Raw genomic sequence first — 14,819 nt, forward strand, 5'->3', positions numbered from 1 at the left:
CGCCGGGCAACTCGGCAAGGTTGTGGCAGGCTGCACCCGGGCAGGCCACACTCGACTAGCGGAAGCAGCGACGCACGTGACGTCGGCAGGCACCACCCGGGAGGTCCCCATGCCCGAACTGCGTGTCGTGGCCGTCTCGAATGACGGCACACGACTGGTGCTGAAGGCTGCCGACGCCACGGAGTACACGCTTCCGATCGACGAGCGGCTGCGTGCCGCCGTGCGCGGCGACCGTCCCCGTCTCGGCCAGATCGAGATCGAGGTCGAGAGCCATCTGCGGCCCCGTGACATCCAGGCCCGTATACGCGCAGGCGCCACCGCGGAAGAGGTGGCGCAGCTCGCCGGCATCCCCGTCGACCGGGTGCGGCGTTTCGAGGGGCCCGTGCTGGCCGAGCGCGCCTTCATGGCCGAGCGCGCCCGCAAGACCCCGGTCCGCCGTCCCGGCGAGAACTCCGGCCCCCTGCTCGGCGAGGCGGTCCAGGAGCGGCTGCTGCTGCGCGGCGCCGAGAAGGACACCGTGCAGTGGGACTCCTGGCGCCGTGACGACGGCACCTGGGAGGTGCTGCTCGTCTACCGGGTCGCGGGCGAACCGCACTCGGCGAGCTGGACGTACGACCCGCCGCGGCGGCTCGTCCAGGCCGTGGACGACGAGGCACGCTCGCTGATCGGCGAGTCCGACGACCTCGCCGTACCCGAGCCCAGCTTCCCGTTCGTCCCGCGCATCGCCCGGCTGCCGCGCGAACGTTCGATGGACCGCGCGCTCGACCGCGGCGACCGGGAGCGGCCCGGCCTGCCGGCGCCGCCGTCCGACCCCGCCGAGGAGAGCGCGGGCGAACGCGACTCGCTGACCAGCCTGCTGGAGGCCGTGCCGAGCTTCCGGGGCGACCTGGTCGTTCCGGAACGCGTGCCGGAGGACCCCGACGAGCCCGTGGAGGAGGTCGTCGAGGAAGAGCCCCCGGCGCCCGCCGCCTCGGCCGGTTCGGCCTACGCGGACGTCCTGATGCCCCGCTCGGTCGGCAGCCACCGTGACCGCCTGATCGGGTCCACCGACCGCCAGGCCGAGGCCGACGGCGTGCGCCCCGGCCGCCGCGCCGCCGTCCCGAGCTGGGACGAGATCGTGTTCGGCACGCGCCGCAAGAAGCAGGAGTAACCGGCGCCGACGTCCTACGGGGGAGGGGGCACGGACGTGTGCCCCTCCCCCGGTGTGCTGCCGCTACTGCGGGTCCGCGCCCACCGCCACCGGGCGGGACGGGTCGGAGGACCACTCGGACCAGGATCCGACGTACAGGGCCGCCGGGATGCCCGCCACGGCCAGCGCGAGCACCTCGTGGGCGCCGGAGACGCCCGAACCGCAGTACACCCCCACCTCGGCGTCCGCGCACACCCCCAGGGCCTTGAAGCGGTCCCTCAGCTCCGCCGCGGGCAGGAAGCGGCCGTCGGGGCCGACGTTCTCCGTCGTGGGCGCCGACACCGCGCCCGGGATGTGCCCGCCGACCCGGTCGATCGGCTCCACCTCACCCCGGTACCGCTCCCCCGCGCGGGCGTCCAGCAGCACACCCGTGCGGGCCAGGGCCGCGGCCCCGTCCGCGTCCAGCAGCCCCGCGGCGGCCGGCGCCGGTACGAAGTCGCCCTCGGCCGGGTCGGGCACGCCGTCGGACAACTCGCCCTCCCACGAAGGCAACCCGCCGTCGAGGACCCGCACGTCCGGGTGACCCGTCCAGTGCAGCATCCACCACGCTCGCGCGGCCGCCCAGCCCTGCCCGCCGTCGTACACGACGACCGGCCGGCCCGCCGACACGCCCGCACGGCGCATCGCGGCGCCGAACTCCGCCAGGTCCGGCAGCGGGTGACGCCCGTTCACCCCGGGAACGCCCGCCAGCTCCCGGTCCAGGTCCACGAAGACCGCGCCGGGGATGTGCCCGGCCGCGTACTCGGCCCGCGTGTCGGGCTCCGGCGCGCCCGCCGCCTTCGCCAGACTCAACTGCCAGCGCAGGTCCAGCAGCACGGGCGGGTTGGCGCCGCTCAGCTCATCGGCGAGTTCGGTTGCGGTGATGATGGCTCTCATGGCGTCCATCCATACGCCAGGGGTGGCCGCGGCGTCCAGGTCCGGCTACTCTGCTCGGCCGGACGGCTCGATCACGGCACGTGAGGAATCGGGCACGGACCGTACGGCCGACGGGGCAGTCGCCGGCCGTCGCCGGGAAGCGGCGGAAGACGGCGGACCAGGCATCCTCCCCCGGTGGCGCCGTGCCGCGCCGCGGTACGGCGGGCGGCATCACGGAGGATGCGGGCACCGGCACGGGCGTACGCGCGATCGGCGCGGACACCCCTTCCGGGGGAGCGGAAGCGACACGGTCCCGCGAGGGGCCGGGAGAGAGTGATCGATGACCGAGACACGGGAGTCGGCCGGTCCGCACGCGCTGCGCGCGCCCGGCACACCCTGCTGGGTGAGCCTGATGGTGCACGAGCTGGCGGCCACCGAGGAGTTCTACGGTGAGCTGTTCGGATGGGAGTTCCGGCCGGGCCCGCAGCAGCTCGGCCCCTACGTGCGGGCCCTGCTCGACGGGCGGGACGTGGCGGGCATGGGCCGGCTCGCCCCGGACCAACGCCTGCCCGTCGCCTGGACGCCGTACCTCGCCTCCGACGACGTGGACCGCACGGCTGAAACGGTACGGCTGTGCGGCGGCACGGTCGCGGTCGGCCCGCTGGACGCCGCCGAGGCCGGGCGGATGGCCATCGCCTCCGACCCCTCCGGGGCGGTGTTCGGAATCTGGCAGCGCGACGCCCACCCGGGCACGACGGTCTCCGGCGTACCCGGTACGCCCGTGTGGAACGAGCTGCTCACCTACGAGACGGAGAGCGTCGCGACGTTCTACGGCACCGTGTTCGGCTACGAGGAGGAACCGGTGGTGTCCGCCGGCTTCGACTACGTGACCCTGCGCGCCGGCGGCCGTCCGGTGGCCGGCCTGCACGGTGTCGGTCACGCCCTGGCCCGGGACCGCGGCTCGTACTGGCGGACGTACTTCGAGGTCGCCGACGCGGACGCGGCGCTGCGCCAGGTCGCCGGCCTCGGCGGCCGCATCGTCCGGCCGCCCCACGACAGCCCGCACGGCCGGGTCGCGACGGTGGCGGACCCGGAGGGCGCGGAGTTCTCGGTGATCGAGAATCCGTGCTGACCGGCCCGCCGCCCCCACTCGCCGCCCAGAGCCGCCTTGGCCTCGCCGCCGTCCCAGCCGACCGGTATGTGCCGGGGGGCGGCAACTTGGCCGCGCCGGGAAGCTCGCGACGCTCGAGCTCACAGCGGACTCGCAGGACGAACCGTTCTCCGTCGATGTCGAACTCTGGGTGTCGAGCCCGGCGGGCGGACGTGAGAAGGACCCGAAGATCCTGGTCAACGTCGTATCCGGCTGCTGGCGCGCGCCCAAGGGGACGGACCTGGACGCCCAGTACTGATCAGTGAGCGGACCGGGGCCCGCTCAGGCCGGTGAGACCGGGAGGACGTCCGGGGAGAGGGCCGCCGCGCCGGACGTGGCGGCGGTCATGCGGCGGCGGTGGTGGCGGCGGCACAGCACCTCGTAGCCGATCTCGCCCGCCGAGTGGTTGACGTCGCCGACGACGACCTGGGCGCCCTCGACCACCATCTCGCCGTCTATCGTGCGGGCGTTGTGCGTGGCGCGGGCGCCGCACCAGCACAGCGCCTCCACCTGGAGCACCTCGATGCGGTCGGCCAGCTCCACCAGCCGCTGGGAGCCGGGGAAGAGCTTGGAGCGGAAGTCGGTGGTGATGCCGAACGCGTAGACGTCCAGACCGAGGTCGTCCACCACGCGCGCGAGCTGGTCGATCTGGCCGGGCGCGAGGAACTGGGCCTCGTCCGCGATCACGTAGTCGGCCCGGCGGCCCTGCGAGAGGTGGTCCACCAGGTAGGCGTACAGGTCCTGGTCGTCCGCGACCTCCACCGCGTCGGTGACCAGGCCCAGCCGGGAGGACAGCTTGCCCTCGCCCGCGCGGTCGTTGCGGGTGAAGATCATGCCGACGAGGCCGCGCGCGGAGCGGTTGTGCTCGATCTGCAGAGCCAGCGTCGACTTCCCGCAGTCCATCGTTCCGGAGAAGAACACCAGCTCGGGCATGAGGGGTTGAGCACCTTTCGGCAAGGATGGGGCGGAGTCAGGAACGTACTTCGAGCAGCGGGACCAGCTGCTCGGCGGGGGTCATCGAACCGTGGTTGCCGACCAGCGCCGACTCCTTGGGCTCCCGCTCGGAGGCGATGATCAGGACGTCGTCGTGCGCGGCCGCGATCACGTCCCCGAGCCGCGCGTACACGCGCTCGTCGACGTGCGGTCCGAACCAGCCCGCCGCGATCGCCTCGTCCCGGGAGGCCACCCAGAACTGCTCGCCGAGCACCTCGCGCCAGCAGGTCAGCACGTCGTTCGCGGCGCCCGGCACCGCGTACACGTGCCGCGCCCGGCCCTCGCCGCCCAGCAGCGCGACTCCCGCGCTCAGTTCCCAGTCCGCGTCGAAGTCGATGCGGTGCTCCTCGTCGAAGGGGATGTCGACCATGCCGTGGTCGGCGGTGACGTAGAGCGCGCTGCGGGGCGGCAGCTGCTCGGCGAGGCGCTGGGCGAGCCGGTCGACGTACATGAGCTGGCCGCGCCAGGTGTCGGAGGCCAGGCCGTAGCGGTGTCCGGCGCCGTCGAGTTCGGCGTAGTACGTGTACACCAGCGAGCGGTCCCCGGCGGCCAGTTGCCGGGCCGCGAGGTCCATGCGCTCCTCGCCGGTCAGCCGCCCGTGGAAGCTGCCGCCGCTGAGCGCGACCTTGGTGAGCGGGGTCTGCGCGAAGACCGGGGAGGACACCTGGGCGGCGTGCACACCGGCCTCGTGGGCCAGCTGGAAGACGGTGGGGTACGGCTGCCACGGGCGCGGCTCGGTGTACGGCTGCCAGCGCAGCTGGTTCATCAGCTCGCCGGTGGCCGGGTTGCGCACGGTGTAGCCGGGCAGGCCGTGCAGGCCCGGCGGCAGACCGGTGCCGACGGAGGCGAGGGAGGTCGCGGTGGTCGCCGGGTAGCCGGCGGTGAGCGGGCGGCCGGTGCCGCCGCGCGAGCCGGCGAGCAGCGAGGTCAGGAAGGGGGCCTCGTCGGGGTGGTCGCGCAGCTGCTCCCAGCCGAGCCCGTCGACCAGGAAGACGCAGACCCGGTCGGCCGGGGTGAGTTCCGTGATCGTGGCGGTCAGCCCGGGGACGCCCATCCCGGCGGCCACGGTGGGCAGCAGGTCGGCGAGGGAGCCGGTGCCGTACTCGGGCAGCGGCGCGGAGTCCAGGGCGAGGGGTTCCGGGTGGTCCCAGGCGGAGAGCTGGGTCATCAGCGCGCGAGGTCCGCGGTCGCCTCGGAGATGGCCTGGGCGAAGGCCAGCGCCTGGCGGACCGTCTCCGGGCCGTCCCCGGCCTCGCTGACGCGCAGGCTGAGGTCGTCCGCCGTGGAGTTGCCGGTGTAGCCGTGGTCGGCGTCGCAGTTGGGGTCGCCGCAGGCGGCGGGCTCCAGGTCGATCCGGCTCACCGCGCCCCAGCCGATGGTGAGCACGACCTCGCGGGGCAGGGTGCCCGGCTTGTACTGCTCCGGGTTCGCGACCACGCGGCTGACCACGACCGAGGAGATCCGGCCGAGCTTCACGGACTCGGTGGAGGTGGTGGCGTACGGGGTCGGGGAGGTGCTGTCGGCGGCCTGCTCGTCGGTGTGGCTGACGATGAAGCGGTTCCCGGTGAGGACCAGCACGGTGACGTGGCGGCGCACCTCGTTCTGGTCGAACGTCGTCTCCTGGTGGACCAGGTACGACCGGACGGGCTCGCCGCCCACGGCGGCCTCCACCGCCTCGGCCACGAGGGCCGGGTAGTAGCCGCTGCGCTCGATCGCCGCGCGCAGCCCCTGGGTCGTCGTACTGGTCTTGGCCATGGCGTCCATCCTAATCCGTGGGCAAGGGCGGTCCGGGCCAGTCGCGGGGACCGGGGACGGCCGGTGCGCACGCCGGTGGCGCCCGCCGGACGAGCCCCGGCCGGATGTCCAGCCGCTCGGCGGCGACGAGGCAGGAGACGGGTTCCGGTCCGCCGGCGTCCGCCTCGAACGCGACGACGACGTGCGGGGTCTCACCGAGCGCCCGTGCCAGGCGGTCCGTCTCCTCGGCCGTGGGCGCCCGGAAGGCGGGGTCCTGGAAGGCGGGCGGACAGGACACGAAGACCGGGTCGGCGAAGACGGCCTCCAGCCCGTGGTGGTACGTCAGGTCGTACCCGGCGGCCAGCCGCAGCTCCCCCGCGTTGCAGACGATCACCTCCCAGTCCCACCAGCTGCCCTCGGGCAGCCGGTGGCCGGCCATCTCCACGCGGCCCCCTCCCACGGATCAGTAGGCCGTCATGGTGCGGGGGCCGTGGTCGTCGCGGGCGGGCGGGGGCGCGAGGCGCACGGTGGCGTCGAGGACGCTCACGCCGTGCGGGGCGACGACGACCGGCTCCAGGGTGACGGCGACCACTTCGGGGTGGTCGTCCACGAGCCGGGAGACGCGCAGCAGCAGCTCCTCCAGCGCCGGGGTGTCGACGGGCGTCGAGCCGCGCCAGCCGAACAGCAGCGGCGCGGTGCGGATGGACCGGACCAGCGAGGTCGCCTCGCGGTCGGTGACCGGGATCAGCCGGTGCGCCATGTCCCCGAGCAGCTGCGAGGCGGCCCCGGCCAGGCCGAAGGAGAGCACGGCCCCGGCCGCCGGGTCGATCACGGCGCGCACGACGGTGTCGACGCCCCGGGGTGCCATCGCCTGCACCACCGGCCGCAGCGCCTCCGGCTCACCGAACAGTCCGGTCAACTCGGTGTACGCCCGCCGCAGTTGCTCCTCGTCGGCGAGGTCCAGGCGGACCCCGCCCAGGTCGGCGCGGTGCCTGAGGTGCGGGGCGGTCGCCTTGAGGGCCACGGGGTAGCCGAGGGCGCGGGCGGCCTCGGCGGCGGTGTCCGGGGTGGGCGCCGCGAGCGCCCGGCGGACGTGGACGCCGTACTTGGCGAGCAGCTCGCAGGTCCCGTCGGCGGGGATGGTGAGCCCCTCCCCGCGCGCGAGCAGTTCGCCGATCAGGCGGGCGGCGCCCTTCTCGTCGATGTCGTCGTACTCCGGCACCTTCCCGGGATCGGTGGCGTCCCGCCGCCACTGCCCGTACCTGACGGCCTCGGCGAGGGCCCGGACGGCCCGCTCGGCGGCGGGGTAGGCGGGGATGAGCCGGGTGCCCTCCGGAGCGGCCGGCACGGCGCCGGGCCCGCCGCTCCGCGCTCCCTCCGCCGCGGCGCCGGCCGCCGCCACGGTGGGCGGGCGTTCCACGGGGCGGACGGGCCGGGCATCGCCTCCGGTGGCCCGGGCACCGGCCTCGCCGGCGGTTGACCGGTCCACGGCCTGCGGTGCGGTGCTCGCCGCGGCCGACAGCGCCTCCGCGAGCCCCCCGAGTTCCACGTGGACGACGAGCACCGGCTTGCCCGGCACCGCGGCCGCCGCCGACCGCAGCGCCTCCGCCAGCTCCGCGTCTCCCGGCGACCCCTCGCCGATCGCGGGGATCGCCGTGACGACGACGGCGTCGTTCGCGCCGTCGGCCAGCGCGGCGGAGAGCGCCCGGTGGAAGTCCTCCGCCGTCGCCCCGGTCGTCAGGTCCAGCGGACGCGAGGGGCGCAGCCCCTCCGCGAGGCACCGGTCGTACGTCAGCACGCCGAGCGACTCGGAGTTGCCGAGGATCGCCACGCGCGGCCCGGCGGGCAGCGGCTGCCGGGCGAGCAGCAGGCCCGCGTCGACCAGCTCGGTGATCGTGTCGACCCGGATCACCCCGGCCTGCCGGAGCAGCGCGGAGACGGTCTCGTGCGCCAGCCGCGTGGCCCGGACCGCGTGGCCCTGCGGCGCGGCTCCCGTGCCCTGCACCACGACCAGTGGCTTGGCCGCCGCGGTGCGCCGGGCGAGCCGGGTGAACTTGCGCGGGTTGCCGATGGACTCCAGGTACATGAGGACGACGTCGGTCTCCGGGTCGTCGTACCAGTACTGCAGGACGTCGTTGCCGGAGACGTCGGCGCGGTTGCCCGCCGAGACGAAGGTGGAGACGCCGGTGACCCCGGTGACCCCTCCTCCGCGCCGGTGCAGCCGGGACAGCAGGGCGATGCCGATGGCGCCGGACTGGGCGAACAGCCCGATGCGGCCGGGGCGGGGCATCTCCGGGGCGAGGGAGGCGTTCAGCCGGACGCCGGGGGCGGTGTTGATGAGCCCGAAGGCGTTCGGGCCGATGATCCGCATCCCGTACGAACGCGCGAGGCGGACCAGGGCCCGCTGCCGTTCGCGTCCCTCGGGCCCGCTCTCGGCGTATCCGGCGGACAGCACGACGAGGCCCTGGACGCCGTGCTCGCCGCACTCGGAGACCACGGCGGGCACGTGCTCGGCCGGTACGGCGACGACGGCGAGGTCGACGTGTTCCCCGATGTCCCGCACCGAGCGGTGGGCCGCCACCCCGTCGACCTTCTCGAGGTCCTCGGGGAACGCCGTGTTCACGGCGTGCAGGCGGCCGGGGTAGCCGGCGTCCCGTATGTTGCCGAGGACGCTGCGGCCGACGCCGCCGGGGGTGCGGCCGACGCCGACGACGGCCACGGAGCCAGGTGCGAGCAGCCGGCGTACCGAGCGGCCCTCGGCACGCTGTTCCCGGGCGCGCTGGACGGCGACGGAGCGGTCGGTGGGTTCGAGGTCGAACTCCAGGCGCACGACGCCGTCCTCGAAGCTGCGCTTCTGGGTGTAGCCGGCGTCCGTGAACACCTTGATCATCTTGATGTTGGCGGGCAGCACCTCCGCCGCGAAACGCCGGATGCCGCGCTCGCGGGCGACGGCCGCGATGTGTTCCAGCAGGGCGGAGGCGACCCCGCGGCCCTGGTGGGCGTCCTGCACCAGGAAGGCGACCTCGGCCTCGTCGGCGGGCGAGGAGGCGGGCATCCCGTCGGCGCCGATGCGGTCGTAGCGTACGGTGGCGATGAACTCACCGCCGACGGTTGCCGCGAGTCCCACCCGGTCCACGAAGTCGTGGTGCGTGAAGCGGTGGACGTCCTTGGCGGAGAGCCGGGGGTACGGCGCGAAGAAGCGGTAGTACTTCGACTCGTCCGACACCTGCTCGTAGAAGCTGACCAGGCGGTCGGCGTCGTCGACGGTGATGGGCCGGATGCGCGCGGTGCCGCCGTCGCGCAGCACCACGTCGGCCTCCCAGTGGGCGGGGTACTCATGCCGGTCCTGTCGGTCCGCCGAGGTCTGCATGCGCCCCAGAGTACGGCTCGCGTACGACGGTGGCGCGAGGCAGTCTGTGGGGGACGGACGCCGGACCGGGGCCGCGGTCCGGTGACCCGCCGGAGGGGACGCCGCAGGGCCCGCTCCGGGGACGCTTTCGCGATATGGGAAACTGGTCTAGACAACCCTGAAGACTGAAGGGCAGCAACACATGGCTGAGCGCCGCGTCAACGTCGGCTGGGCCGAGGGTCTCCACGCCCGTCCCGCCTCCATCTTCGTCCGAGCCGCCACGGCCACAGGCGTCCCGGTGACGATCGCCAAGGCCGGGGGCGACCCCGTCAACGCGGCCTCCATGCTGGCCGTCCTGGGCCTGGGCGCCCAGGGTGGCGAGGAGATCGTCCTCGCCTCCGACGCCGAGGGCGCGGACGCCGCCCTCGGCCGTCTGGCCAAGCTGGTCTCCGAGGGCCTGGAAGAGCTGCCCGAGACCGTCTGAGCGCCGGCACGCAAAACGCGGGAGCCGCGTCGCCCTTTCCGGGCGACGCGGCTCCCGCGTTTTACCTTGAATTCCCGGGCGCAAGGTTCTTCCGGGCAGCATGAATACACGTCCCGCGAATTGCTCTTCTTTGTATACGGCGCCTCTGTTAATGCCGCAGGCTCGGCATGTTTACGGGATGTTGCGAAGTCCTCACACGTCCGGCCGCCGCGGAAAAACGGAGCCGGTGCGCGCCCGTCGCACGCTCGTGGTGCAGCGCGGTGAGGGCCCGCGCGCGCTCGCCGTCGCCGCGCGCCACCGCGTCCACGATCGCACCGTGCTCGGTCCAGGACTCCGCCGGACTGGCCGGCGCCTCGACCGTGTACATCCAGGCGATCTTGTGGCGCAGCTGCGTGAGCACCGAGGTCAGCGAGGGGCTGCCGGAGGCCTGGGCGAGCGTCTCGTGGAACCAGCCGCCCAGCGAGCGCAGATCGTCGCTGCTGCCCCGCCTGGCCCGCTCCTGGCCCAGCCGCACCAGGCCGCGCAGGACCTTGAGGTGGGCCTCGGTGCGCCGCTGCGCGGCCCGTGCGGCGCCCAGCGGTTCCAGCAGCGCGCGCATCTCGAGCAGGTCGGCGGCCTCCTGCTCGGTCGGTTCGGCCACGCACGCGCCCGCGTGCCGGCGGGTGACCACGAAGCCCTCCGCCTCCAGCGTGCGCAGCGCCTCGCGGACGGGGACGCGCGAGACGCCGTAGCGACGGGCCAGGACTTCCTCGGTGAGGCGGCTGCCGCGCTCGTGGACGCCGGCGACGATGTCGTCCCGGATCGCCGTGCACACCGACTGCGCCGGAACACGCATGACCGACCTCCGCCTTAATCCCCGTGAAACGTCGACGATGGACGTGTGTTCCGTGAACTCTATTCCAATGGGCCGGAATTTCCGACGGCGGGCCCCGATCCATGGATATTTTTTGGACAGCGGATCCGGTGACACCGTGAAAAAACGGCGAAAGCCCCGGCTCGGTGAGCCGGGGCTTCGTGGATGCCGTACCCGAGAGGTCAGAGGTGCACGCCGTGCTTGCGCAGATAGGCGATCGGGTCGACGTCGGAGCCGTAGTCGGGGGTCGTACGGGCCTCGAAGTGGAGGTGCGGGCCGGTGACGTTGCCGGTCGCGCCGGACAGGCCGATCTGCTGGCCCGCGGCGACCTTCTGCCCCACCGTGACACCGATGGACGACAGGTGGCCGTACTGGGTGTACATGCCGTCGGCCATGCGGATCACGATCTGGTTGCCGTACGCGCCGCCCCAGCCGGTGGAGACCACGGTGCCCGAGCCGGCCGCGTGGACGGACGTGCCGCTGGCCGCATGGAAGTCGATGCCGGTGTGCGAGCCGGAGGACCACAGCGAGCTGCTGGCCTGGTAGCCCGTGGAGACGTAGGAGTGCGCTATCGGCGAGACGAAGGTGTTCAGGAGCTTGCGCTCGGCCTCGCGGGCGGCCCGCGCCCTGGCCTCGCGTTCCTGCTTCACCTTCTCGGCGGCCGCCTTGGCCGCGGCCTCCTCGGCCGCCTTCTCCTGCGCGGCCTGCTCCTGCGCGGCGGCCTGCGCGTCGATCTGCTCGGCCACGTCGTCGTTGACCGCGAGGACGGGCGTGAGACCGGTCTGCTCCACGGGGCTCTCGGCGGCGAGCGCCGGGGAGGCGGCGAGCGTGCCGATGACGCCGGTGGTGGTGAGGGCCGCGACACCGGCCGCCTGAGCGGTGGTGCGCTTGACCCGGCCGGGCTTGCGGTGCTTCCCGGTGGCGCACATGAACGCCATGTAGTGGCTGTTCCTTTCCTTCCCTCTCGCCTACCGGGTTAGCTGACGGGTTCGGAGCAGGAAGGTCTCCTACGAGCCCCCTCGCTTCACGCGCGGGCGCCCGATTCACCCCGGGGGACGGTGGGTCCCCGGCTCCCCTGGCTCGCGCCGTACGGGGACTCGGCGATCGCTGTCCGGTGCCGCGGATGCGGCGCACTGCGCTGACGGACAGCCCGCAAGACGCTACGGAAGTCCGCGTTCAAGACTCAAACGAATCACGGTTTTTGTAGTGCATCCCACAGGGCAGACAGGCAACCTCCGCCCCAAATCGGGCATCTGGGCAAGCGAGTGGAACAGCGTGGGGCCCTGACGGCCGACCGGCCGTCAGGGCCCCACGCGCGCGAGCCGCTACTCGGCGGCGACGACGGTGACTTCGCCGATGCCGAGGGCCTCGACCGGCGCCTTGATCTGCGAGGCGTCACCGACGAGGACGGTCACCAGCCGGTCCACCGGGAAGGCGTTGACGGCGGCCGCGGTGGCCTCCACCGTGCCGGTCGCGGCCAGTTGGCGGTACAGCGTCGCCTGGAAGTCGTCCGGCAGGTGCTGTTCGACCTGGTCGGCCAGGGTGCCCGCGACGGCCGCCGCGGTCTCGTACTTCAGCGGCGCCACCCCGACGAGGTTCTGCACGGCGACGTCCCGCTCGGCGTCGGTCAGGCCCTCCGCCGCGAGGGTGCGCAGCACCTTCCACAGGTCGTCCAGCGCCGGCCCGGTGTTGGGGGTGTCCACGGAGCCGCTGATGGCGAGCATCGCGGCGCCCGTGCCGTCGGGGGCGGACCGGAGGACCTGCCCGAAGGCGCGCACGCCGTAGGTGTACCCCTTCTCCTCGCGCAGGACCCGGTCGAGGCGGGAGGTGAGGGTGCCGCCGAGGCAGTAGGTGCCGAGCACCTGGGCCGGCCAGACGCGGTCGTGCCGGTCGGGGCCGACGCGGCCGATCAGCAGCTGCGTCTGGACGGCGCCCGGCCGGTCCACGATGACGACGCGCCCGGTGTCGTCGGCGGTCACCGGCGGCACCGGCCGGGGCTCGCGCCGCGTGCCGGTCCACGCGCCCAGGGTGTCGCCGAGCAGCTCGTCCAGGTCCAGGCCGGTGAGGTCGCCGACGACGACCACGGTGGCCGTGGCCGGGCGCACGTGCCGGTCGTAGAAGGCGCGCACGGAGGCCGCGTCGATCTTCTCTACCGTCTCCTCGGTGCCCTGGCGCGGGCGGGACATGCGGGAGGTCGCCGGGAACAGCTCCTTGGAGAGTTCCTTGGCGGCCCGGCGGGAGGGGTTGGCCAGCTCGTGCGGGATCTCGTCCAGGCGGTTGCGGACCAGCCGCTCGATCTCGCTCTCGGCGAAGGCGGGTGCGCGCAGGGCGTCGGCGAGCAGGCCGAGGCCGCGGGCGAGGCGGGAGGCCGGGACCTCCAGGCTGACGCGGACGCCGGGGTGGTCGGCGTGGGCGTCCAGCGTGGCGCCCGCGCGCTCCAGCTCGGCGGCGTACTCCTCGGCGGAGTGCTTGTCGGTGCCCTCGGAGAAGGCCCGCGCCATGATCGTGGCGACGCCGTCCAGACCGGCCGGCTCGGCGTCCAGGGGCGCGTCCAGCAGCACCTCGACGGCGACGACCTGCTGACCGGGGCGGTGGCAGCGCAGCACCGTCAGGCCGTTGCCGAGCGTGGTGCGCTCCGGGGCCGGGAACGCCCACGGCCTGGCCTCGCCCGGCTGCGGCTGGGGGTGGAACTCCATGGTGGCGAGCTCGGTCACTTGGCCGTCTCCTCGTTCTCGTTGCCGGCCTCTACGGTCGCTTCCCGTTCCGGGTCCTCGGGGACGTCGGCGTCCTCGACGGTCTCCGGGGACTTCGGCTCGTAGACCAGGACCGCGCGGTTGTCGGGGCGCAGACGGGCCTTGGCGACCTCCCTGACCTCCTCCGGGGTGACCTCCAGGACGCGCTTCACGGCGGTGAGGGCGAGCTGCGGGTCGCCGAACAGGACGGCGTACCGGCACAGTTCGTCCGCGCGGCCGGCGACCGTGCCGAGCCGGTCCAGCCACTCGCGCTCCAGCTGGGCCTGGGCGCGCTCCATCTCCTCCGGGGTCGGGCCCTCCTCCGCGAACCGGGCCAGCTCCTCGTCGACCGCGGCCTCGATGACCGGTACCTCGACGTCGCCGGAGGTCTTCACGTCCAGCCAGCCGAGCGAGGGCGCGCCGGCCAGGCGCAGCAGGCCGAAGCCGGCCGCGACGGCCGTGCGGTCGCGGCGCACCAGCCGGTTGTACAGGCGGGAGGACTCGCCGCCGCCGAGGACGGTGAGCGCCAGGTCGGCCGCGTCGCACGCGCGCGTGCCGTCGTGCGGGAGCCGGTAGGCGGCCATCAGGGCGCGTGCCGGTACCTCCTCGACGACGACCTCGCGCAGCTGCTCGCCGATGGTCTCCGGCAGGGAGCCGTCGCGGGGCTGGGGCTTGCCGTCGTGGGACGCGATCGACCCGAAGTACTTCTCGATCCACGCGAGGGTCTGCTCGGGGTCGATGTCGCCGACCACGGAGAGCACCGCGTTGTTCGGCGCGTAGTAGGTCCGGAAGAACTGGCGGGCGTCCTCCAGGGTGGCCGCGTCCAGGTCCGCCATCGAGCCGATCGGCGTGTGGTGGTAAGGGTGGCCCTCCGGGTACGACAGCGCGGTCAGCTTCTCGAAGGCGGTGCCGTAGGGCACGTTGTCGTAGCGCTGGCGGCGCTCGTTCTTGACCACGTCGCGCTGGTTCTCCATGGACTCGTCGTCCAGGGCGGCCAGCAGCGAGCCCATGCGGTCGGCCTCCAGCCAGAGGGCGAGCTCCAGCTGGTGGGTGGGCATGGTCTCGAAGTAGTTGGTGCGCTCGAAACTGGTGGTGCCGTTGAGCGAGCCGCCGGCGCCCTGCACCAGCTCGAAGTGGCCGTTGCCCTTGACCTGGCCCGAGCCCTGGAACATCAGGTGCTCGAAAAGGTGAGCCAGGCCGGTACGCCCCTTGACTTCGTGGCGGGAGCCGACGTCGTACCAGAGGCAGACCGCCGCCACGGGGGTCAGGTGGTCCTCGGAGAGCACCACGCGCAGACCATTGGCCAGGCGGTGCTCGGTCGCTGCCAGGCCCCCGGAGCCTGCCTCGGCTGTGGTCGTGTGACCCATGGGCATGTACGTCCCTTCGCGAGCGGAGGCGGTTGTGAAACCGCGGTCTTCCTGCCGTTCCTGCCACTGTATGCAAAGCGTGCGGGCCCTTCGCGAAGTTCCCGCGGCACGTA

General features: G+C 73.6%; 13 protein-coding genes and 1 riboswitch. Of the genes, 3 read left to right on the top strand and 10 right to left on the bottom strand.

Annotation, left to right across the window (positions count from 1 at the left end):
* Positions 1-109 precede the first annotated feature (109 nt).
* Positions 110-1,150, top strand: coding sequence for a septation protein SepH (gene sepH / locus IE177_RS26135; RefSeq protein WP_190017878.1), 1,041 nt, complete (start codon positions 110-112; stop codon positions 1,148-1,150).
* 63 nt (positions 1,151-1,213) lie between these two features.
* Here the strand turns inward: sepH and IE177_RS26140 are convergent, their stop codons facing one another.
* The gene (locus IE177_RS26140; protein ID WP_190017879.1) at positions 1,214-2,065 is read right to left on the bottom strand and encodes a sulfurtransferase; all 852 of its coding nucleotides are present in this window, start codon (positions 2,063-2,065) and stop codon (positions 1,214-1,216) included.
* A gap of 319 nt (positions 2,066-2,384) precedes the next feature.
* Between IE177_RS26140 and IE177_RS26145 the strand changes: the two genes are divergently transcribed.
* The gene (locus IE177_RS26145) at positions 2,385-3,176 is read left to right on the top strand and encodes a VOC family protein (RefSeq protein ID WP_190017880.1); all 792 of its coding nucleotides are present in this window, start codon (positions 2,385-2,387) and stop codon (positions 3,174-3,176) included.
* A gap of 300 nt (positions 3,177-3,476) precedes the next feature.
* Here the strand turns inward: IE177_RS26145 and IE177_RS26150 are convergent, their stop codons facing one another.
* Genes IE177_RS26150 through IE177_RS26170 form a run of 5 tightly spaced genes read right to left on the bottom strand, consistent with a single transcriptional unit; the run spans position 3,477 to position 9,291 of the window.
* On the bottom strand, positions 3,477-4,127 hold the full coding sequence (locus IE177_RS26150; protein ID WP_190017881.1) for a thymidine kinase: 651 nt from the start codon (positions 4,125-4,127) through the stop codon (positions 3,477-3,479).
* A 37-nt stretch (positions 4,128-4,164) separates the two neighbouring features.
* The gene (locus IE177_RS26155) at positions 4,165-5,355 is read right to left on the bottom strand and encodes an alkaline phosphatase family protein (protein WP_190017882.1); all 1,191 of its coding nucleotides are present in this window, start codon (positions 5,353-5,355) and stop codon (positions 4,165-4,167) included.
* Positions 5,355-5,951 (bottom strand): DUF5998 family protein, encoded by a 597-nt coding sequence (locus IE177_RS26160; protein ID WP_190017883.1) that lies wholly within the window; start codon positions 5,949-5,951, stop codon positions 5,355-5,357. Before IE177_RS26160 ends, IE177_RS26155 begins: the two co-directional genes overlap by 1 nt.
* Position 5,952: 1 nt before the next feature.
* Positions 5,953-6,360 carry a hypothetical protein gene (locus tag IE177_RS26165; RefSeq protein ID WP_229816277.1) on the bottom strand — a complete coding sequence of 136 codons (408 nt, stop codon included), beginning with the start codon at positions 6,358-6,360 and terminating at the stop codon, positions 5,953-5,955.
* 24 nt (positions 6,361-6,384) lie between these two features.
* Positions 6,385-9,291, bottom strand: coding sequence for a bifunctional acetate--CoA ligase family protein/GNAT family N-acetyltransferase (locus tag IE177_RS26170; RefSeq protein WP_190017885.1), 2,907 nt, complete (start codon positions 9,289-9,291; stop codon positions 6,385-6,387).
* Between the two features lie 181 nt (positions 9,292-9,472).
* Between IE177_RS26170 and IE177_RS26175 the strand changes: the two genes are divergently transcribed.
* On the top strand, positions 9,473-9,754 hold the full coding sequence (locus IE177_RS26175; RefSeq protein ID WP_190017886.1) for an HPr family phosphocarrier protein: 282 nt from the start codon (positions 9,473-9,475) through the stop codon (positions 9,752-9,754).
* A gap of 148 nt (positions 9,755-9,902) precedes the next feature.
* On the opposite strand, the gene IE177_RS26180 is transcribed toward IE177_RS26175, so the two are convergent.
* The 4 genes from IE177_RS26180 to IE177_RS26195 all read right to left on the bottom strand — a co-directional run bounded on the left by IE177_RS26180 (position 9,903) and on the right by IE177_RS26195 (position 14,712).
* On the bottom strand, positions 9,903-10,589 hold the full coding sequence (locus IE177_RS26180) for a GntR family transcriptional regulator (protein ID WP_190017887.1): 687 nt from the start codon (positions 10,587-10,589) through the stop codon (positions 9,903-9,905).
* A 200-nt stretch (positions 10,590-10,789) separates the two neighbouring features.
* Positions 10,790-11,545, bottom strand: coding sequence for a M23 family metallopeptidase (locus IE177_RS26185; RefSeq protein ID WP_190017888.1), 756 nt, complete (start codon positions 11,543-11,545; stop codon positions 10,790-10,792).
* Positions 11,546-11,557: 12 nt separating this feature from the next.
* Positions 11,558-11,720: riboswitch (cyclic di-AMP (ydaO/yuaA leader) on the bottom strand.
* Positions 11,721-11,932: 212 nt separating this feature from the next.
* Positions 11,933-13,321 carry a M16 family metallopeptidase gene (locus IE177_RS26190; RefSeq protein ID WP_190017889.1) on the bottom strand — a complete coding sequence of 463 codons (1,389 nt, stop codon included), beginning with the start codon at positions 13,319-13,321 and terminating at the stop codon, positions 11,933-11,935.
* Positions 13,318-14,712 (bottom strand): M16 family metallopeptidase, encoded by a 1,395-nt coding sequence (locus IE177_RS26195; RefSeq protein WP_190017890.1) that lies wholly within the window; start codon positions 14,710-14,712, stop codon positions 13,318-13,320. The genes IE177_RS26190 and IE177_RS26195 overlap by 4 nt, the downstream gene beginning before the upstream one ends.
* Positions 14,713-14,819: the final 107 nt, after the last annotated feature.

Source organism: Streptomyces lucensis JCM 4490, assembly GCF_014650035.1.
In the GTDB taxonomy this organism is placed as follows: Bacteria; Actinomycetota; Actinomycetes; order Streptomycetales; family Streptomycetaceae; genus Streptomyces; species Streptomyces lucensis.